Origin of the sequence: Sporosarcina soli, from assembly GCF_042655805.1 — a bacterium.
GTDB lineage: Bacteria > Bacillota > Bacilli > Bacillales_A > Planococcaceae > Sporosarcina > Sporosarcina soli.
This window is the reverse complement of record NZ_JBHSNO010000018.1, coordinates 20371-38868: the sequence shown is the minus strand read 5'-3', so window position 1 is coordinate 38868 and position 18498 is coordinate 20371. Positions and strand designations below refer to the sequence as shown.

21 protein-coding genes and 2 riboswitches are annotated in these 18498 nt (G+C 43.8%); of the genes, 11 read left to right on the top strand and 10 right to left on the bottom strand.

Going from position 1 to position 18498, the window contains the following annotated elements; genetic code table 11:
• Positions 1-6: 6 nt before the first annotated feature.
• The 5 genes from ACFPRA_RS23310 to ACFPRA_RS23290 form a co-directional block, all read right to left on the bottom strand.
• Positions 7-1116 carry a 5-methyltetrahydropteroyltriglutamate--homocysteine S-methyltransferase gene (locus tag ACFPRA_RS23310; RefSeq protein WP_381440116.1) on the bottom strand — a complete coding sequence of 370 codons (1110 nt, stop codon included), beginning with the start codon at positions 1114-1116 and terminating at the stop codon, positions 7-9.
• 23 nt (positions 1117-1139) lie between these two features.
• Complete coding sequence (gene metC, locus ACFPRA_RS23305; protein ID WP_381440113.1) at positions 1140-2324, bottom strand: cystathionine beta-lyase; 1185 nt, start codon at positions 2322-2324, stop codon at positions 1140-1142.
• Positions 2321-3445 (bottom strand): methionine biosynthesis PLP-dependent protein, encoded by a 1125-nt coding sequence (locus tag ACFPRA_RS23300; RefSeq protein WP_381440111.1) that lies wholly within the window; start codon positions 3443-3445, stop codon positions 2321-2323. Before ACFPRA_RS23300 ends, metC begins: the two co-directional genes overlap by 4 nt.
• 197 nt (positions 3446-3642) lie before the next feature.
• Positions 3643-3749: riboswitch (SAM riboswitch) on the bottom strand.
• Positions 3750-3830: 81 nt separating this feature from the next.
• Positions 3831-4586, bottom strand: coding sequence for an ABC transporter permease (locus ACFPRA_RS23295; RefSeq protein ID WP_381440109.1), 756 nt, complete (start codon positions 4584-4586; stop codon positions 3831-3833).
• A complete protein-coding gene (locus ACFPRA_RS23290) occupies positions 4583-5314 on the bottom strand; it encodes an ABC transporter ATP-binding protein (RefSeq protein WP_381440107.1) in 732 nt (243 codons plus the stop codon). The genes ACFPRA_RS23295 and ACFPRA_RS23290 overlap by 4 nt, the downstream gene beginning before the upstream one ends.
• A 147-nt stretch (positions 5315-5461) precedes the next feature.
• Between ACFPRA_RS23290 and ACFPRA_RS23285 the strand changes: the two genes are divergently transcribed.
• The 4 genes from ACFPRA_RS23285 (at position 5462) to ACFPRA_RS23270 (ending at position 8380) form a co-directional block, all read left to right on the top strand.
• Positions 5462-6799 carry an MATE family efflux transporter gene (locus tag ACFPRA_RS23285; protein WP_381440105.1) on the top strand — a complete coding sequence of 446 codons (1338 nt, stop codon included), beginning with the start codon at positions 5462-5464 and terminating at the stop codon, positions 6797-6799.
• An 82-nt stretch (positions 6800-6881) separates the two neighbouring features.
• Entirely contained in the window at positions 6882-7301 is a 420-nt protein-coding gene (locus ACFPRA_RS23280; RefSeq protein ID WP_381440103.1) for a hypothetical protein, read from the top strand.
• A 4-nt stretch (positions 7302-7305) separates the two neighbouring features.
• On the top strand, positions 7306-7770 hold the full coding sequence (locus tag ACFPRA_RS23275; protein ID WP_381440100.1) for a hypothetical protein: 465 nt from the start codon (positions 7306-7308) through the stop codon (positions 7768-7770).
• Between the two features lie 31 nt (positions 7771-7801).
• Positions 7802-8380, top strand: coding sequence for an SCO family protein (locus ACFPRA_RS23270; RefSeq protein ID WP_381440098.1), 579 nt, complete (start codon positions 7802-7804; stop codon positions 8378-8380).
• 416 nt (positions 8381-8796) lie between these two features.
• Here the strand turns inward: ACFPRA_RS23270 and ACFPRA_RS23265 are convergent, their stop codons facing one another.
• From ACFPRA_RS23265 to azlC, 4 genes are all read right to left on the bottom strand, one after another.
• Positions 8797-9111 (bottom strand): DMT family transporter, encoded by a 315-nt coding sequence (locus ACFPRA_RS23265; RefSeq protein ID WP_381440096.1) that lies wholly within the window; start codon positions 9109-9111, stop codon positions 8797-8799.
• Positions 9111-9452, bottom strand: a complete 342-nt coding sequence (locus ACFPRA_RS23260; RefSeq protein WP_381440093.1) for a DMT family transporter — start codon at positions 9450-9452, stop codon at positions 9111-9113. The genes ACFPRA_RS23265 and ACFPRA_RS23260 overlap by 1 nt, the downstream gene beginning before the upstream one ends.
• Before the next feature lie 70 nt (positions 9453-9522).
• A riboswitch (guanidine-I (ykkC/yxkD leader) is annotated at positions 9523-9620 on the bottom strand.
• A gap of 77 nt (positions 9621-9697) precedes the next feature.
• On the bottom strand, positions 9698-10030 hold the full coding sequence (locus ACFPRA_RS23255; protein ID WP_381440091.1) for a branched-chain amino acid transporter permease: 333 nt from the start codon (positions 10028-10030) through the stop codon (positions 9698-9700).
• Entirely contained in the window at positions 10027-10740 is a 714-nt protein-coding gene (gene azlC / locus ACFPRA_RS23250) for an azaleucine resistance protein AzlC (RefSeq protein ID WP_381440089.1), read from the bottom strand. The genes ACFPRA_RS23255 and azlC overlap by 4 nt, the downstream gene beginning before the upstream one ends.
• A gap of 196 nt (positions 10741-10936) precedes the next feature.
• On the opposite strand from azlC, the gene ACFPRA_RS23245 reads away from it, so the two are divergent.
• Positions 10937-12325 (top strand): aminotransferase-like domain-containing protein, encoded by a 1389-nt coding sequence (locus tag ACFPRA_RS23245; RefSeq protein ID WP_381440087.1) that lies wholly within the window; start codon positions 10937-10939, stop codon positions 12323-12325.
• A gap of 22 nt (positions 12326-12347) precedes the next feature.
• Here ACFPRA_RS23245 and ACFPRA_RS23240 read toward each other — a convergent pair whose 3' ends face one another.
• A complete protein-coding gene (locus tag ACFPRA_RS23240) occupies positions 12348-13391 on the bottom strand; it encodes an AI-2E family transporter (RefSeq protein ID WP_381440084.1) in 1044 nt (347 codons plus the stop codon).
• A 365-nt stretch (positions 13392-13756) separates the two neighbouring features.
• Between ACFPRA_RS23240 and ACFPRA_RS23235 the strand changes: the two genes are divergently transcribed.
• The 6 genes from ACFPRA_RS23235 to ACFPRA_RS23210 all read left to right on the top strand — a co-directional run bounded on the left by ACFPRA_RS23235 (position 13757) and on the right by ACFPRA_RS23210 (position 18498).
• Positions 13757-14476 (top strand): GntR family transcriptional regulator, encoded by a 720-nt coding sequence (locus ACFPRA_RS23235; RefSeq protein WP_381440081.1) that lies wholly within the window; start codon positions 13757-13759, stop codon positions 14474-14476.
• Between the two features lie 130 nt (positions 14477-14606).
• Positions 14607-15029 carry a phosphonate C-P lyase system protein PhnG gene (gene phnG / locus ACFPRA_RS23230; RefSeq protein WP_381440079.1) on the top strand — a complete coding sequence of 141 codons (423 nt, stop codon included), beginning with the start codon at positions 14607-14609 and terminating at the stop codon, positions 15027-15029.
• A gap of 64 nt (positions 15030-15093) precedes the next feature.
• Positions 15094-15690 carry a phosphonate C-P lyase system protein PhnH gene (gene phnH, locus ACFPRA_RS23225; RefSeq protein ID WP_381440077.1) on the top strand — a complete coding sequence of 199 codons (597 nt, stop codon included), beginning with the start codon at positions 15094-15096 and terminating at the stop codon, positions 15688-15690.
• Positions 15691-16797 (top strand): carbon-phosphorus lyase complex subunit PhnI, encoded by a 1107-nt coding sequence (locus ACFPRA_RS23220; RefSeq protein ID WP_381440074.1) that lies wholly within the window; start codon positions 15691-15693, stop codon positions 16795-16797. It abuts the gene before it with no gap.
• On the top strand, positions 16797-17669 hold the full coding sequence (locus tag ACFPRA_RS23215; protein ID WP_381440072.1) for an alpha-D-ribose 1-methylphosphonate 5-phosphate C-P-lyase PhnJ: 873 nt from the start codon (positions 16797-16799) through the stop codon (positions 17667-17669). The genes ACFPRA_RS23220 and ACFPRA_RS23215 overlap by 1 nt, the downstream gene beginning before the upstream one ends.
• Positions 17659-18498, top strand: a complete 840-nt coding sequence (locus ACFPRA_RS23210) for an ATP-binding cassette domain-containing protein (RefSeq protein ID WP_381440069.1) — start codon at positions 17659-17661, stop codon at positions 18496-18498. The genes ACFPRA_RS23215 and ACFPRA_RS23210 overlap by 11 nt, the downstream gene beginning before the upstream one ends.

Here is an 18498-nt window from a genome sequence, read left to right as displayed (position 1 = left end):
TAAATTTTATTGCCACACGTCTTCTGCGATTGAAATGACGTGACGCACTTTTTCCCATTGCTGTTCTTCTGTCAAAAGATTACCTTCTTCTGTTGAAGCGAAACCACATTGCGGGCTTAGGCAAAGTTGTTCAAGTGGAACGTATTTTGCAGCTTCTGCAATTCGTTCTTTTATACTTTCAGGGCTTTCCAGTTCGCCGTATTTGGATGTGATCAAACCTAATACGATAGATAGATCCGGTCGATTGACATGACGAAGCGGTTCAAATCCGCCTGAACGCTCATCATCGAATTCGAGGAACAGACCGTCGACATCTAACCCGCCAAAAATCGTTTCAGATACTTCTTCATAGCCACCGCTAGAAAAATAAGTCGATCGGAAGTTACCGCGGCAAATATGCATCGTTACTAGCAAATCATCTGGTCTTTTAGAGATGGATTCGTTGAGGATTCGCGCGTTTAGTTGCACTGTTGTTTCAGGGTCTAGACCGCGCTCTTTCAATGATTCTCTTCCTTCTTCCGATAAGAAGGCAGCCCAAGATGTATCATCAAGTTGCAGATAGCGGCAACCTTCATCGTAAAGTGCCTGAATGACATCCTGATAGGCAGTGATCAAATCATTCACTAATTCTTCGTTATTTGTATAGACGCCATCTTCGAATGTCGCTCTGTGCAGCAACATATTCGGGCTTGGAATCGCGAATTTTGCCACCGCATCGCCTGCGATGCTATGCAAAAACTTAAAGTCTTCAATCATGTAATGCGTGCTGAACTTAATTTTATCGTTTACGTGAATGCCACTCGCTTTCCGCTTCACGCCTTTGAATTCAACGCCTACTTCGGTTTCGATATATTCAACACCGTCAAAACCGGAAAGAAAATCGAAGTGCCATAATTTACGACGAAGCTCTCCATCTGTTACCACTTTCAGTCCGGCTTCTTTTTGACTTTCAACGAGTCTAATAATTTCTTCGTCTTCAATTTTACGCAATTCCTCAGCAGTAATTTCACCGTTTTCCTTTTGGAGACGTGCTTTCTTCAAACGTTCCGGACGCAAAAAGCTTCCGACGTGATCCGCTTTAAAAGGTGCTTTTTTTAGTGTGTTAGTAGTTGTCATGATCAATTCCCACTTTCAGTCTATTAATTATTTGCAATCAAGTTTTTATTGGCAATTGCCAACGCTTGGTCAAAATCCGCAATCAGGTCATCTACATGTTCCAGCCCCACAGAAAAGCGTAATAGGCCATCTGTGATTCCGCGTTTTTCCCGTTCGGCTTTTGGCATAGCTGCATGGGACATCTGTGCAGGGTGGGAGAGGATGGATTCTACGCCTCCCAAGCTAACGGCGAATACAGGAATTTGGACGCTTTCAACAAACGCTTTTGCCGTTTCACGATTTGGTAACCGGAAAGAAAGGACCGCTCCTGGGCTAGTCGATTGTTTTGCATGAATTGCATGCCCCGGATGACTCGCCAATCCTGGATAAAAGACTTCTTCCACTAGCGGGTGACTATCCAAATAGGAAGTGATTTTTTGCGCTGCCTCGGTTGATTGGACCAAACGGGCACCCATCGTTTTTATCCCTTGAATCAATGTATAGGAATCTTGTGCACCTAAAATAGCTCCGAACGAGTTTTGGATAAATGCTAAACGATTGCCAAGTTCTTCGTCCTTTGTCACTGCGAGTCCTGCGATAATATCACTATGTCCAGATAAAAATTTCGTGGCGCTATGTAGCACGACGTCGACACCAAGATCAAGTGGACGTTGGTATAGTGGCGTCATGAATGTATTATCAAGGAATGTTAGACAGTCATTTGCTTTTGCTAATTCAACGATCTGCTCAATGTCGGTAATGCCTAACAGCGGATTTGCAGGTGTCTCGATGTAAAGTAATTTTGTATTTGGCTGGATCGCTATCGCGACATCCTTCGCATTTGTGAAATCGGCAAATGTATGTGTAATGCCAAATTTCGTCAACACTTGGGTGACAAAACGGTACGTCCCTCCGTAAACATCTTCCGTAATGACGATGTGATCGCCTGAAGAAAGCAACATGAATGCGGAAGAGATGGCGGCAATGCCGGAAGCGAATGCCAGTCCTCTTGCTCCGCCTTCCAATGCCGCAATCGATTTTTCCAATGCATCCCGTGTCGGGTTGCCCGAGCGACTGTAGTCATATGGACCGAAATCGTCAAAGCTTTCCTGATGGAATGTCGAAGACAAGTAAATCGGGACGTTGACGACCCCTGTCTTTTGTTCGAAATCTCCGCGCGTAGATGCGTGGATAAGTGTCGTTTCTAACCGTTCTTCACGTGAACTCATCGCTGTTGCACCTCAACTTTTGGTAATTTCGCGAAAACTTGTTTCAAATCGGCAATGATATCTTCTGCTTCCTCGACGCCGACTGAGAAACGTAAAAGTCGATCGCAAACACCGCGTTGGATTCGTACTTCGCGCGGGATGTCCGCATGGGTTTGCGTTGCCGGATAGGTGATGAAGCTCTCTGTACCGCCAAGACTTTCCGCGAATGTAATGAGTTGCAAGTTTTGAAGGAAAGGATCTACCCATTCACTTTCCTGTAATCGGAAGGAGAGCATACCGCCTTTTCCAGGATAGAGAACATCTTGCACAAGTGGTTCGTTTTTCAAATAGTCCGCGACGAGTTTAGCATTTGCCTCATGTTGTTTCATACGCAGATGCAAGGTTTTCAATCCACGAATAATGAGCCAGGAATCGAAAGGTGAAAGAACCGCTCCGATTGCATTATGGTTGGCACCTAGTTGCTCGCAAAGTTTTTCGCCTTTGGCAACAACGAGTCCGGCTAATACATCATTATGCCCTCCGATATATTTCGTCGCACTATGGAGCACGATATCAGCACCAAGTTCAATCGGACGCTGTAAATAAGGGGTTAAAAATGTATTGTCGACGATGAGCAATAAATCATGCTTACGTGCAAGTTTTGCGTACTGTTCGATGTCCGTTTCCTGCATGAGCGGATTGGTCGGTGTTTCGATGAAAAGAGCCTTCGTGTTTGCTGTAATTAGTTTTTCGGTCTCTTGCACATCTGTAAAATCAGTGTAAGTGGTTGAGATAGAATAGATGTCTGCATACTGTTCGAGTAAGCGGTAAGTACCACCGTAAATATCCTCCGGTCCGATGATTTCATCACCTGAGCGGAACAAGGACAACACCAGCTGAATCGCTGCCATGCCGGAAGCGCAAGCATATCCTTGGTCTCCACTTTCCAAGTCGGCGATGCCTTCTTCCAAAAGGGCCCGTGTTGGGTTTTTTGTACGTGTATAGTCATAGCCGGTAGACTGGCCGAGTCCGTCATGTTTATAAGCGGTAGAGAAATAGATTGGCGGGTTCACTGCACCGGTTTTTGCATCACTTTGATTGCCGAGCTGTACAAAACGTGTTTCTAAACTTTTTTTTGTCATTGTTGTCATCCTTTGCATATGTAATCAATTACGCCTTGGCGTAATTGCGTCCAGATTATGAATTGAGCAAAGCTCAATTAACTCCTTTCAAAATCTGTGACATCCGCCGGAGGCTGTCCCATTACTCAACTGAGTAATAGGGCAAAAAGAAGACCCTCTTCTAGAGAAGAGGGTCTTCAAAAAATTTGAAGTCAATCTTCTCATCTTCTAGACAATGGCTGTCTATTGGAATTAGCACCATACCTTTGTGCGGCTGGTTGCTGAGACATCAACGGGCCAATCCCTCCGTCTCTCTTGATAAGAATAAAAATATAAAGTTGTTTGAAAAGATTAATTTATCATACTCTAACATGAATAGAAAAATAATACAAGAGTCGAAATTGAATTACTTTTTGTCCCGTAGCAATTGCATGCGTTCGTTGAACAGACTTGGATACGATAAAAAGCCGAGGAGGATACTCGTGACGGCAGCGGTCGTTAACAACAGGAAGATGATCATCAACTGGAATTGGACTGCTTGCATCGGGTCTGCGCCGGCGATGATTTGTCCACTCATCATGCCGGGCAATTGTACGAGTCCAATCGTCTTCTGACTTTCGATCGTTGGAATCATACTTGCCTTGATGGAGCTGAGCAATTGTTTACGGATGGCTTGTTTGGGCGTGCCACCGAGAGAAAGAATCAGCTCGGTTTCGTCGCGATGCGCTTCCACTTCCGCTGAAAACCGATTCAGAAATAAAATTGCTAATACCATAGAGTTTCCGATAAGCATGCCGCTGATGGAAATGATGTATTGTGCGGTCGGCGGAACAATCCGGAATCCTAACAAAATACTTTGTGTCAACACTTCAATGACAATGAGCGTTACAGCAATTTTCCATGTGATCCCTTTGATTGCTTGGCCTTTTTTACGTGCATTTTGCGTTGCGGCTACAATCATAAGTGCTACCATCAGCAAGATGTACAGCAAGTTCTCTGAATCAAAGACGAATTTCAAAATAAAACCGACAGCCAATAATTGAAGAATGGAACGGACTGTCGCGATCATCGTATCTTTTTCCAACCCTAAACGGAGTGTTTTGGATAACAGTAAAGGGATGACGACGAAAATAAGTGTGATGGCAAGCGTGGTATAACTCATCTGTAATCCCCCTGTACAAATTGCTTCACCAATGGATTCATCGGTGAGTTCAAAAGCTCGCTGTCTCCGGTCTCCATCACTTTGCCACCCATCAGCACCCATGTGAAATCACCAATTGAAATGGCCTGCTCTAGATTATGCGTAATCCAGATAATGGTCGTGCCGTATTGACGGTTCATAGTGACGATCAATTGCTCGATGTCATGTAATGAATTCCGGTCCAAGGCGGATGTGATTTCATCCAATAATAAGATTTCTGAACGATTGATAAGCGTTCGGGCGATGGATACTTTTTGCCGTTGTCCCCCGGAGAGATCGTCCGTTTTCCGATGTAAGAAGGTTGAATCTAACCCGACATCATCCAGTAGCTGGAGGGCATCCTGCTCTTCCAGTTGCCTGCCTTGCAGTTCGAGCGGCAACGCCAAATTTTGAAAAACGCTCCCTTTGACCATGGGGGCGCTTTGAAGTGCGATACCGACATGGCGGCGTAATTCGACCGGGTTATAGGTGGAAATTGGTTTATTATGTATGAAAATAGTCCCCGATGTAGGGGAAATCAATCCGTTGCACAGTTTCAGCAAAGTTGTCTTTCCGGAGCCGGAAGGACCGACAAGCGTAGTAATTTTTCCTTTTGGAAAGGAACCGGTAATGCCTTTTAAAATAGGGACGTCATCAATAGAATAATCGACGTTTTGAAAATGAAGGGCAGCTTCAGTGAATTGTGACATATAATCCGCTCCTAAATCGAGTGAGTTTGTAAGATTGAAATCCGTTGTACGATATCCTAACTATATCTATTTTCACAAAAAAAGAAACCCGTCGCGAACTTTGTTAAACTAGAGGTTCAATCGTATAGATAGACATGGGGGAGTGGTATGGCAAAACAACATGATTTTACAGAGGGAAATATTGTAAAACAACTCTTTTTCTTCTCTGCACCGATACTCATTACAAATTTACTGCAAGTTTCTTATCAATTTATCGATAGTCTTTGGGTCGGCAATCTGATCGGTGCGGATGCATTGGGGGCTGTCGCTTTGTCCGGGACGGTCATTTTCACGGTCCTCTCTTTTGTGATTGGTGTAAATAATGCCGCGTTGACGATTTTATCCCAACAAAAAGGGAAAGGGAGCGAGGCAGGACTCAGGCGTTATTTGAACGCTTTTGTTGTCTTACTGACCGGTATGGCGATTGTCCTTGGCGTGGCAGGCTTTATGCTGGCCGAGCCAATTTTGTTGCTTCTTGGGACGCCGGAGTCGATGGTGGAAATGGCTGTCGCTTATTTGCGGGTTAATTTTCTTGGGATTTTGTTTTTATTTGGCTATAACTTCATTGGTATGGTTTTCCGATCGATGGGGGACTCCAAGTCTCCACTCTATTTCGTCTTGACGGCTGTCGTTTTGAATGCCGTGCTTGATCCGATTTTCATAGCGGTCTTCGGATGGGGCATCGAAGGGGCGGCTTACGCAACGGTTGTTTCCCAAGGTGTCGCGTTTTTAATGGGGATTATTTATTCCAGCAAGGGGAATCGTGTACCGTTTTCGAAACCGCATATACCTGCGCGGCAAGAAGTGTTCGATATTTTGAAATTAGGTATCCCCGCAGGTTTGCAAATGAGCGTCATTTCCGCCGGGGTGATGGCGATCATGAGCGTTGTTGCTTCTTTCGGTCCTGCCGTCGTGGCGGGATACGGAGCGGCGCAACGTTTGGATAGCTTGATCATGCTGCCGGCACAAGCGCTTGGAACAGCCGTCAACAGTATGGCGGGACAGAATATCGGTGCGGGGAAATGGGACCGTGTGCATCGGATTACGTTGTACGGTTTTATCTATAACCTTGCTGTCATGCTGACACTGGCGCTGGTGATTGTGTTATTCGCGGACTTTGGCATCCGTCTCTTCATCACAGAACCAGATGCAGCGGGCTTCGGTGCCAATTATTTGAAGATGATCGCCTTTTTCTACCCATTCCTCGGCATTAACTTTATTCTAAATGGGGCGGTCAGGGCGGCGGGGGCGATGTTCCAAGTGCTTGTATTGAACATCGTTTCGTTTTGGGTTTTACGGTATCCGATCACTTATTTCCTATCCGGTCTTTTTGGTGAGAAAGGAATTGCGTTGGGCATGGGTGTCAGTTTTGTGATCAGTAGTATCATTGCGTTTCTTTATTATCGATATGGGAAATGGAGAAAGGCGGAGGCTTTCGGGAATTGAGCAGATTGGAAAAGTTACGGCTAGTAGTCTGAAGTGGTCATTTTAAAGTGGAACGTGCCATATCGTATGTTGAGGTGGCGCGATGGAGAACGGTGCAATTTCTATATTGATGTATGTCGACCTATTACTGGTGTTGTTTTTTTATCTGTACTTACGGAAAAGAAAGGAACGGATAAGTTATACGTTAGGGATGACGAGTAGTATGGCTGTTGGTGGGCTTATTGCCTTACTGACAGGCATTTTGCTCATTTTGCAATTTCCGTTCCATTTTACGTATATCACGATGTTTTCCGCCATCAGTGGAGGGATTGTTGGAGCGTTCTACGGGCGATTGGTGGATGAGGGACTATTTGTGTTGGGATTGACAAATGGCATCATGATTGGGCTGATGGCACCGATGATCGGAACTGTCATTGAAATGCCTGTCCCGTTCTTAGTGGTTCTGCAAGCGTTTTTGATCGGATGTGTACTCATCATTTTTTTGTCACTGAAAAGGGCGTGAGTGGATGTGGCAGCTCATTCTTTTGTGCGCGATGTGGAATCTAACCGAAGCGGGGTTGGTCTATCAGTCGTTGGAAACGAAACGATTATTTGTGGAGGAGCATTCCATGTCGACGCTATGCATGACGGCCATCATGATGACGGCCTTTGTAATGGCGTTGCATCTTGAAGTTCTCCTTCCACCGGATGTAACAGTGCTGCAATTCTTACCTCTGTTGATCGGTTTGGTAATCGGTTGGGGTTACAGTCGACTCACGTCTGATCCGGCCAATTTGCTGTTCAGTCTATACAATGGGGCGATGGGCGGACTGATGGGCATGATGTTGGGCGCTGTTTTGCAAAATCCGGCACTGTGCAATATCCCGATCGCATCGCAGGCGATGATTGAACTGAATACGTACAGTCTGGTGTTGTTCTCTGCTTGTTTGCATGCCATTGTCTGTCATTTATTACGCTTTGTGATTAGGTAGATCTTCGGAAAGGATGAAGAGGACGGATCGGATGAAAGTAATAATAGGGATCGGCCTATTCGTGCTCGGTTCCTTCGCCTTTTACTTTATATGGCCACATACTCCACAATTGCCGAAAATTGGGGCGGTGCAAGAGTGGACGCTTACAGAAGTGAACGGGAAAGACTTGTCCATGCAAGGGAAACCGAAACTGGTGACGTTTTTCTATACGAATTGCCCGGATATTTGTCCAATGACGATGTGGGATTTAACGACTTTACAACAGCTGATGCAAGAAGAAGGGTATACGGATGATCAATTCTTGCTTGTCTCGGTGACGTTGGACCCTGAATATGACACGGTTGAACGAATTGAACAATACAAAGAAGTGTTTGCGATCACAAGTCCCAATTGGTTGTTTTTAAGGGGGACGGAAGAAGAAACGTTGAACTTCGCTCGTAATTTCAATTTCTTCTATGATAAGGATGCGGATGGGTTCGTCACACATGCCACGACGATGTATATCGTGGACGCTGACGACCAAATTAGAGCACATCATATTATGGCGATGGGGAACAAACAAGTGAACATCCAAGAAGTTGCGGATCATTTACAGCAACTGATCCGATAAAGTGAAACTTCAATCAGTGGAGGTTTTTCCCATCCCCCACTGATTGAGGGGAACACAAGCTAAAAGCGTCACGTCCTGTGACAACGCTTGTGTGACCAACTTCGTGTTGGCCCGAACCAATCGGGCTTTTATCTTCCTTTAACGGATGTCCAAACTACCCTGCTGAAGGAAGGCAACTTAAGTTCGCGGCGTCCTGTAAGTGCCTTAATTTCTGCAAAGAGCGCAGAAATATGGCAAATCGAACCCTTCGCTGTTCGATTGGCAGTTGATCTCCCGCCTATCCTTATCGTTTACTTAAGTCTTGAGGTGGGAGTCTTACTGCCCGTTAATGCGGGATAAAAAACGGCCACTCGCCTTTAAAAAAGACAAGAGGACTTCAGGCGTCCATCTTGTCTTTTTCAGGATTGTAGCATGTTTCAAGAGACTAGCTTCAAACCGACCGCTGCTCCTAGAACCATGGCTATAAAAACGATTCTTTTCCATTCTTTCGGTTCATCATACAAAATCATACCTAATATCGCTCCACCAGATGCACCGATTCCTGTCCAAATTGCATAAGCCGTGCCCATCGGCAATGTTTTCATCGCATATGCCAGAAATATAAAACTTGCACCAAAACCAAGAATAAGTAAAAGCACGGATTGCCAATTACGATCTTTATGCAATTTATTGATCATCAAAACGCCAAACATTTCAAACAACCCTGCTACAACTAAAGAAACCCAAGCCATTAAGATTCAACTCCTTCTTCAACAGGATCTTTCGTCACTAGTTTCAAACCGATTACCCCCGCTAATAAAAGCACAATCAACAGCACTTTTGCGAGTTTAAACGGTTCGCCAAAAAATACGATATCTGAAAACACGGTTCCGGCAGTCCCTAGCCCTACAAAAACTGCATAGACCGTTCCAACAGGTAATTCTTTACCCGCCATAATCATTAAGTAAAAACTGACGATAATCGCAATAACGGTTCCAGCCCAAGTCCAAAAATCATCTGCATGTTTTAATCCAATGACCCAAAAAACTTCAAACAAAGCAGCGATCATCACTTTCACCCAGTTTGCATTCATGCAAACAACACCTCCAATTTTATTCTTACCCAAAAAACAAAAAAAGCCTAGAAGAAAACTGTTGAACAGTTTCTCCCAGGCTTTTATCCTTCCGTGACATAGCAAAGCTATGAGTTTTCTCTCGGACCAGACTGACAGACTTATCACGGAACCCTAGAAAACATTTTAGTTATGCGATTGCCTTTTATTATACACAAACTTAGGAGGGATACAAGGGGGATGTTTCTAACCAATTACCGTTTTGTTTAAAAAACGATTTGAACTAAAAACATATAGACAATAGTTCCCCCAGCTATTGATAAAAGCATGTTTTTCTTCCAAAAGTGAAGCAGTGCAACTACCGCCACCGCAATCAATTCGGGGATACCGTGACTTCCAGATAGCAGATTTACATCTTTAAAACAGTAAATAACTAACAGTCCAATGACTGCCGTTGGTAACACTTTCCCAAGATATTGTACATAGTGCGGTGTAGGTTTACCTGATGGAAATACGATGAATGGAAGAAACCTCGTCAACATAGTGCCTAGAACAACCATAGCGATAATGATGATCTGTTGTGTTACATTCAAGGTCATATTGTGTGTGCCTCGACTTTCTCCAATGACTTTCTAAGCACAGTGAGTGTTCCTAGAATCATAAGCATGGCGGGAATGATAAAATGGTTGCCTCCAAAAATAAGTAGACTGATCACTGAAAGCCCAAGCCCAGCAAGCGCGCTATGGTGTTTTTTCTCTTTCGCCCACTGTTCTATGAAAATGACAACAAAAAGAGCGGTCATGACAAATTCGAGGCCTTCCGTGTTAAAGGAAAGATAAGCCCCGAAAATGCCCCCGATCGCTGAACCTATGACCCAATAGGAATGATTGAGCAATGTCACAAAGAACATAAACCAGCCCTTGTCTACATTTTGGGGCACATCAACGGTATTATTGATCGCAAAAGATTCATCGCAAAGACCGAAAATCATATAGAATTTCTTTTTCCCCATTCCCTTGTACTTTTCGAGCATGGAGATACCATAAAACAAATGCCGCGCATTCACCATCAAGGTCAGAAAAAGGGCGTTGAGTGGATTGAAAGCGACGAGTAGTAAATTGGCTGCAACGAATTCCATTGAGCCTGCAAAAATGAAGAGACTCATTAGGATCGGATAAATTGCACCAAAACCTAATGAATTCATATAGATACCATAAGCGATTCCTAAAAAGACAAATCCAGTCATAATTGGCACTGTAGGAGGAAAAGCTGAACGAAATGCAATCCAAATATGGCTTTTGTTTTTCATATAATTCACATCCTGAATAATTAGCTTGAAGTTACTGTAGCACAATAAATCCATACAATAAACTAGAAAATTGTATGGATTACACTTGTGTTGAAATTGGAAAACCTCTTATTTTGGTAAAACGAAGAAGCTGTTTTTGTTCATGCATACAATTAAATGCTACAATTGTATGCATTATGAGGGTAGAGGTGTTCGTATGCCAGTCAATTCATTCGATAATTATTCAATGTCTTGGAAACCTGATAAGAACGCTTTAAAACGACCTTTTTATAAATCGATTGCTGAACTACTTGAACAGGATATCGTAAACGGCTATTTAGCGCCCGGCACAAAGTTACCGCCGCAACGAGAATTGGCAGATTTTCTAGACTTGAACTTCACTACGATTACCCGCGTTTACAAAATATGTGAAACAAAGGGATTAATTTATGCGGTTACGGGTAGTGGAACCTTTGTAGCGCCGAATGCCTCCCGATCGATCACCATTTCTAAAGATACAACGGCAAACCTCATTGAGTTTGGTTTTGTAGCCTCTTTTGAGCAAACCAATTCAATTATAAAAGATAGTATTCAAAAGGTTGTTGAGAAAAGGTATTTAGAACAGTTGCTAAACTATAACGATCCAACTGGGATTCCACATCAAAAAACGGCCGCTCTTAACTGGATGGAACCTTTCGGCATTCATACGGATCAAGAGCAAATTGCAATCGTTTCTGGTGCCCAAAATGCGTTAGCTATCGCATTGGCTGCTCTATTTGAGCCTGGTAATCGAATTGCAACCGACTTGTACACCTATTCGAATTTTATTGAGTTAGCAAAAATGTTTCATATTCAGTTAGTCCCTATTTCTGGAGACCAGTTCGGCATGTTACCCGACGAACTTGAAAAGCAATCCAGTCAACTGCATATTCACGGCGTTTTCCTTATGCCTTCTTGCTCCAATCCCACTACGATTATGATCCCGGATTTTCGAAAACAAGAATTGGCTTCGGTCATTCGTAAGCATCGACTCCTGTTGATTGAGGATGATATCCATGCTTTTTTGACAGCAGGAACAATCGCAGATTACCAGCAGCCGATGTTCAATTTACTGCCGGAACAGAGCGTTTATATTTGTGGTACTTCCAAGTCGATCTGTTCGGGCTTAAGAGTCGCCTATATGGTCTTTGGGGATGCGTTGCGTGAAAAAATTTCGCAGGCTATTTTTAATATCAATGTAAAAACATCTTCTTTTGATGCAGAGGTGATTACGGAGCTTATCCTTTCAGGGAATGCCGAGAAAATAGCTTCTCAAAAGAAACAACTTGCACAGGCTGCAAATGATATTTACGCGGAATATTTCCCATCAGATACGAATGTGGGTCATCCGCTTAGTTTTTATCGTTGGCTTCCCATTCAAGGGCATCGCGATTCAGTGCAGTTGGAAGCAGATTTGAAGGAGCAAGGGGTTCAAGTATTTCATTCCGATCGATTTTTAAGTGGGCAATCTACTCCTAATAACTATTTGCGTATTGCACTTGCCTCTACAAATTCACTGGAAGAATTACAAGTAGGATTAGAGATCATAAAGCGATACCTTTCGTAACGACAAAAAGACAAGAAGGACATCAGCTGTCCAACTTGTCTTTTTCAGTTGATAGGGTCCGTTTAGTTTTTTTATCCGTCACATCGAGGATATCAAGTAGGAAGACGAATACCGGAATCCCGATGATCAGCCCCCAAACGCCGAAGAAATTTTGTGAGAAAATGAGCACGACGAATGTGTAAAAAACGGGTAAATCCGTTTTGGACGACATCAGCTTCGGATTTAAAATATACGCTTCAATCGCATGGATGACCATAATAGCGATCAAGAGGTAGATGACAGTCAGGAAGCCGCCGATCGTAAAGCCGATGATCGTCAGGGGGACAAGTGAAATGATGACTCCTGCAACCGGAATGAGCCCTAAGAAAAAAATCATGATGGCTAATCCGACGATTTGTGGATAGCCTAGGATCATTAAAATGATCACGGACAAAAATGTATTGACGAGAGCGATGATGAATTGAGCCTCAATCACTTTGCCGAATGTACGGGAAAACTTTTTGCCGAAGAATTCGATTTCATAATAGAAAGGGGCGATTTTACTATGTTTGAACTTGCCGGTGAATTCGATTAAGCGTGGTTTTTCAAGAAGGAAAAACAAACTCAAAATCAAGGCGATCAGTACCTGTACGCTTGTTTTGCTAATGTTCGAAAAGGATTGCAGTAAAAATGAAACTCCGTTTTCAATATAGGCCTTGATTTGTTCGCCAGAAATAACAGATTCAATTAGGCCGAGTAGTGGATTTTCATTTGGATGGGTGAAGAAATTCGTAATTTGTTTTACGAGTTGACTGATTTCAGATGTGATAAGCGGTAAATATTTCACCAAAGCGATCGTCAATATGCCGACGATCAAAGTGTAAAGCGTAATGACAATCAGTTTATGGTTCAATCGAACACGCTTTGCTGTAAAATCGACGAGCCGATTCATTAAAAATGAGAAAATAAAGGTGAGCAAAATAAGATTCATCATACTTCTGACGCTGAAAAGCAGCAGGATGATCAAAGCGAAGATGATGAAGCGTTTCACTTCTTTTTTTCGGAAGAAATCAAATATTGCATCCATATAAACTAGTACCCCTCGTATCCGTTATTTTAACTTGATTCAGCAGAAGTCCCCCACTTCCATAAGGGGCGGGATGAATGCCAGAATGCGTTTCAATCAGAAGGAGTCCAAACTCCTTGCTGATTCAAGTTAAGCCTCCGGCGGATGTCACAGATTTTGAAAGGAGTTAATTGCGCAAGCGCAATTCAAAATCTGGACGCAATTACGCCGAGGCGTAATTGATTTAAAAATCCACTTATAACCCTGTTATTTTAGTATCCACTTGTCTGATAAAGATTACAAGTAAGAACTCTCCATCTCTTATACTTCATTTTACACATATCAGTATAGCGTTATACAATAAAGTTAAAAGAGGGAATAAGGAAATGTCTGAACAAACTGAACTGATGATTATCGATGATCTCATTCAAGCAATTCGTCAAGGAAAATATAAAGCGACTGGCCGATTCCCTTCGGAAAATGAACTGGCTGATTATTATGGCGTCCCCCGCATAAAAGTGCGGCATGCTTTATTGAAATTGGAGGAAATGGGTTATCTGTACTCCAAGCAGGGGAAGGGACGGTATTTGAAGCCGAAGCAGCGCCAAATCGAGTTGCACTTAAGTGGAAGTTCAAGTTTTAGTGAAAAAATGAAACAGGCAGGCCATGAACTGGAAACTCAAAATCTTGGATGTGAACGAGCCACCTATGACCCGAAAATCTATGCAACTTTAAATGTAGGACCGCAAGAGGAAGTCTTCAAGATTTCAAGATTGCGCATCATGGATGGGGTCCCGATTGCCCTTCATATTTCATATGTTGCGAAAAGTGTGTTCCCTACTATTGAAAACGAGGGGGCTCACATTCAATCCATGTTTGCTTATTATGCGGCGCAAGGCTATCACGAGTTTTTGAGTAGTAAAAGCCTTGTAAGCATTTCGTTCCCTACCCAAGTTGAGCGCGCTCTTTTTAATTGTGCGCCACTCGTTCCGCTATTTGTCCTTGAAAGTGATTGCATTGATGCCGAGCAACGCCATGTCCTTGAATATTCAAAAATCATCTATCGCAGTGATTCATTCACGTATGTGATTACGCCTGGAGATTAAACCAAGAAGCCTTTGTCAATCGACAGGGCTTTTTTTTTCGTTTATGAAGACGTGTTTACATTCTTTAATAAACCCTTAACACTACCCTACTTGGCAACAAGTTAAGATGGGGTTGTAAAGGAGTGATTGGATGAATCGACGTAGACGGACGAAAATTCTCATTGATGGCTCTCCCCATCTAGCAAGAAAATTAGCGAGTGAAATCGAGCAGAGTTATGCCGTTCATGTTGTTACTGAACCACATCATGCGTTAACGATGATCAAAATGAGAGAAACGGCTAAGAAAACGTTGTTTTACCTTGGTGAGGTGCTTATCACGGAAACAAAGGTACAAATTGGTCAGTCGTTCGGCATTGGCATTGTTGTGGGAGATGAAGAAGCATTATCTTACCAAATGGCAGTTATCGATGCAGCGTACGAAGCCGATTTGGTAGAAACGACAAACTGGACAGTGCTCCTTGAAGAGGAAGAGCGACACATCTGTGAAACAAGAGAAAAACGAGAAGCGAACCTATTAAAAACGAAGGTAAACTTCGAAATGATGGACGTTTAAGAAATAAAATTCCGCCTCCATTGATATTGGCGGATCACATAAAAAACGAGCTAGGAGTGAAGGGATGCTCTTTGATAAAGTGCATGACACACAAGAAGTATTTCGCACCATTCTGCATTGTATGTCGCGGCCGGGAACGATACAAAACATTGCGCGCAAAGGAAATGAGGCGCAGGTATTGGAGCATTGTGACTACGCACTGTTCCTTAGCGCAATGACGCTATTGGATGCAGAAGTGGGCTTTCATATTATCGGCAATCATTCGGAGCGGATCAGCGAGTTGTTTGCCGCTCATACATTGTCTAAAGCAACGGATCTGTACAGGGCGGATTATGTCTTCATCTTGCAAGATGCACAGCCACAGCTGATCCGGGAGGCTATCGTACAAGCGAAAAAAGGGACATTAAGGGACCCGCAACAATCAGCGACCATCATTATGGAAACGGAAATGCTGTCCAAAATCCCTCAGCTCACTTTACAAGGGCCTGGAATTTCCACAATGGAAAACGTCCATATTACGGCCAATGAGTTGTGGAGAAATGAAAGAGCGGTGGCCAATCAGGAGTACCCGCTTGGTGTGGATATGATTTTCATCGATCGTCAAAGCAATTTGATGTGCTTGCCAAGAACAACGATGCTCAATGAATGTGAGGTGTCCTAAATGGCTTATGTAGCGGTGAAAGGCGGTACCGAGGCGATTGAAGCATCTATTCAACGGTTAAAGTTTGAGCGGATTCACCCTCAGGAATTGTTGGACGTTAAGACCATCATGGCAACGATGCGTGGCATGGTCGACCAGGTTATGTCCGAAAGCAGCCTGTATTCGGAGTTTTTAGCGGCCCTCGCCATTAAACAAGCGGAAGGGAATATGGAAGAGGCGGTTTTCCTTTTGCGCGCACATCGATCCACTTTACCGAGACACTATTATACGAGGGTTGTCGAAACGGATACGATGGCAGTGGAACGTCGGATATCCGCCAGTTTCAAGGATATTCCAGGCGGTCAAATTTTAGGCGCATCCTATGACTATACGCATCGGTTAATGGATTTTGATTTGATTGATGAATCGGAAGTGAGCATGCAAACCTGGCTGGAGCAATATTTGGCTGAAGAAGCAATCGTTTCGGAAGGAACTGATTTAACGGCCTTGCCGAAAGTGGTTGATTATCTTCGGAAGGAAAAATTACTGGCTGAAGTGGTGGAAGATCAGACGGAACCGATCGATGTGACGAAACGGAGTCTCCAATTTCCAACGACACGCGGTGAAAGACTCCAAGTGTTGACAAGAGGGCAAACGGGAGCGGTGACATCACTCGGGTATGCAGCCATCCGAGGATATGGCGCGGTCCATCCGACAGTCGGTGAGCTGCGCGTCGGTAAATTACCCTTGACAATCAGCCACCCGACAGATCCGTCAGACGACTTCACGAATGACTATTATATTGGCGAGATTAAAGTGACCGAAGTGGAATCTTTCGTTCCGATTACCGTTCAAAAAGACAATCATCGAGAAGAATTGGAATTTGAAATCGGTTATGGGATTTGTTATGGGCAAAACGAAACGAAGGCGATTGCCATGAGTATTTTAGATCAGAGCTTGGAATTCGGCCGTCAAGGGCACCCGACACAGGATGAAGAATTCGTCTTGCTGCATATCGATTCGGTGGAGTCGAGCGGGTTCATATCCCATTTGAAATTGCCACATTACGTCACTTTCCAATCGAAGCTGGATAGCATGCGAAGAATTAAAAAGGAGAGTGGACAATAATGCAGCATACAACCCATTTTGCCTTATTTGACGAAGGTTCCAAAAAAGAAATCCGCAGAGCAATTATAAAAGCAGTTGCCATTCCGGGTTACCAAGTGCCTTTCGCTTCAAGAGAAATGCCGATTGCACGCGGTTGGGGAACGGGCGGGCTTCAGATTACCTTATCGATCATCGGTAAACAGGATGTGTTGAAAGTGATCGACCAAGGGGCGGATGAATCGGTCAATGCTGTGAACATTAAAAAGCTTGTCAATAAAACGACAGGCGTTGCCACGACGATTGAAACGAGCGAAGCAACCATCATCCAATCTCGGCACCGCATTCCAGAAGTCCCCTTGACGGAAAAACAGATCATGGTGTTGCAAGTGCCGATTCCTGAACCGTTACGCTGGGTGGAGCCAAGTGAATTCAAAACAAAGAAGTTGCATGCTGAAAAGGAGTATAGCGGCGCGTGGTTGCAGTTGTTCGAACAAATTATGAAATATGGAAAAACAGCGACGAATGCGGATCATCCTGTCCTTGTCCATGATCGTTATGTCATGGCACCAAGTCCGATCCCGCGTTTTGATAATCAGAAAATGCATCAGTCAGAAGCGTTAATCTTACTCGGTGCAGGACGGGAGAAGAAGATATACGCAGTGCCTCCTTACACGGATGTAACATCTCTCGCTTTCGAAGATCATCCATTCGAAGTGGAGTCGTTTGACGGAAAGCATTGTCATCACTGTCACGCGACAAATGTCTTTTTGGATGAATTAGTCGATGACGAGACGGATGAAACGTATTACCAATGCAATGACACGAGCTATTGTCTTGCCCGCTTGAACGAACAGGAAACCTTATTGGAGGTGGCAGTCGAACATGCAAGATAAACCGATTTTACAAGTGGAAAACTTGGTGAAGAAATACGGTCCGGGCTGTTCGATTTGTGCGGACGCAAATGATGAAGTGTTGGAGAAAAATGTTTGTCCGCATTGCCGAACCGTCTATGCTTGCCGATCGATTTCGTTTGATGTGTACCCAGGGGAAATTCTTGGCATTGTCGGGGAGAGTGGAAGTGGCAAATCGACGTTGATGAAATGTCTCTACTTCGACGAAACCGTCACGAGTGGGGAAGGCTATATGACGCCTTATGAAGCCGGGATGGCGAATGTCTTTGAACAATCGTCACAACAAAAGCGCTTGATCCGCAATACGATTCTCGGCATGGTGTATCAAAACCCGGTTTTAGGATTGAAGATGGATTTCTCCTCTGTCGGCAATATTGCCGAAAAACTCATTGCGGCCGGCGATCGCAATGTACAGCGCATGGAGACGCGCAGTAAAGTGCTATTGGAACATGTTCATATTCCGCTTTCGCGTATGAAAGATGAACCGAAAAAATTTTCGGGCGGTATGCAGCAACGTGTTCAAATTGCGAAAGCCTTGTCCAATAATCCACCTATCTTATTGTTGGATGAAGTGACGACGGGGCTCGATTTGTCGGTGCAGGCAAGCGTTTTGGATTTGATCAAAACCATTCAACGGGAACTGGGGATCAGCATGATTGTCGTGTCCCATGATCTTGCTGTCATACGGATGCTGGCAGATCGGACGATTGTGATGCTCAATGGAAAGATTATTGAACAAGGGTTGACGGATCAGATTTTGGAAGATCCTCAACATGCTTATACACAACAGCTTGTCTATTCTCTCATCTAA

Coding starts and splice junctions, on each gene's coding strand:
- ACFPRA_RS23235 (WP_381440081.1), top strand. CDS start 13,757: ATGTCTGAACAAACTGAACTGATGATTATCGATGATCTCATTCAAGCA.
- ACFPRA_RS23265 (WP_381440096.1), bottom strand. CDS start 9,111: ATGGCTTGGGTTTCTTTAGTTGTAGCAGGGTTGTTTGAAATGTTTGGC.
- ACFPRA_RS23310 (WP_381440116.1), bottom strand. CDS start 1,116: ATGACAACTACTAACACACTAAAAAAAGCACCTTTTAAAGCGGATCAC.
- azlC (WP_381440089.1), bottom strand. CDS start 10,740: ATGAAAAACAAAAGCCATATTTGGATTGCATTTCGTTCAGCTTTTCCT.
- ACFPRA_RS23295 (WP_381440109.1), bottom strand. CDS start 4,586: ATGAGTTATACCACGCTTGCCATCACACTTATTTTCGTCGTCATCCCT.
- ACFPRA_RS23220 (WP_381440074.1), top strand. CDS start 15,691: ATGGCTTATGTAGCGGTGAAAGGCGGTACCGAGGCGATTGAAGCATCT.
- ACFPRA_RS23260 (WP_381440093.1), bottom strand. CDS start 9,452: ATGAATGCAAACTGGGTGAAAGTGATGATCGCTGCTTTGTTTGAAGTT.
- metC (WP_381440113.1), bottom strand. CDS start 2,324: ATGAGTTCACGTGAAGAACGGTTAGAAACGACACTTATCCACGCATCT.
- ACFPRA_RS23255 (WP_381440091.1), bottom strand. CDS start 10,030: ATGACCTTGAATGTAACACAACAGATCATCATTATCGCTATGGTTGTT.
- ACFPRA_RS23240 (WP_381440084.1), bottom strand. CDS start 13,391: ATGGATGCAATATTTGATTTCTTCCGAAAAAAAGAAGTGAAACGCTTC.
- ACFPRA_RS23285 (WP_381440105.1), top strand. CDS start 5,462: ATGGCAAAACAACATGATTTTACAGAGGGAAATATTGTAAAACAACTC.
- ACFPRA_RS23270 (WP_381440098.1), top strand. CDS start 7,802: ATGAAAGTAATAATAGGGATCGGCCTATTCGTGCTCGGTTCCTTCGCC.
- phnH (WP_381440077.1), top strand. CDS start 15,094: ATGCTCTTTGATAAAGTGCATGACACACAAGAAGTATTTCGCACCATT.
- ACFPRA_RS23290 (WP_381440107.1), bottom strand. CDS start 5,314: ATGTCACAATTCACTGAAGCTGCCCTTCATTTTCAAAACGTCGATTAT.
- ACFPRA_RS23280 (WP_381440103.1), top strand. CDS start 6,882: ATGGAGAACGGTGCAATTTCTATATTGATGTATGTCGACCTATTACTG.
- ACFPRA_RS23210 (WP_381440069.1), top strand. CDS start 17,659: ATGCAAGATAAACCGATTTTACAAGTGGAAAACTTGGTGAAGAAATAC.
- ACFPRA_RS23245 (WP_381440087.1), top strand. CDS start 10,937: ATGCCAGTCAATTCATTCGATAATTATTCAATGTCTTGGAAACCTGAT.
- ACFPRA_RS23300 (WP_381440111.1), bottom strand. CDS start 3,445: ATGACAAAAAAAAGTTTAGAAACACGTTTTGTACAGCTCGGCAATCAA.
- ACFPRA_RS23215 (WP_381440072.1), top strand. CDS start 16,797: ATGCAGCATACAACCCATTTTGCCTTATTTGACGAAGGTTCCAAAAAA.
- ACFPRA_RS23275 (WP_381440100.1), top strand. CDS start 7,306: ATGTGGCAGCTCATTCTTTTGTGCGCGATGTGGAATCTAACCGAAGCG.
- phnG (WP_381440079.1), top strand. CDS start 14,607: ATGAATCGACGTAGACGGACGAAAATTCTCATTGATGGCTCTCCCCAT.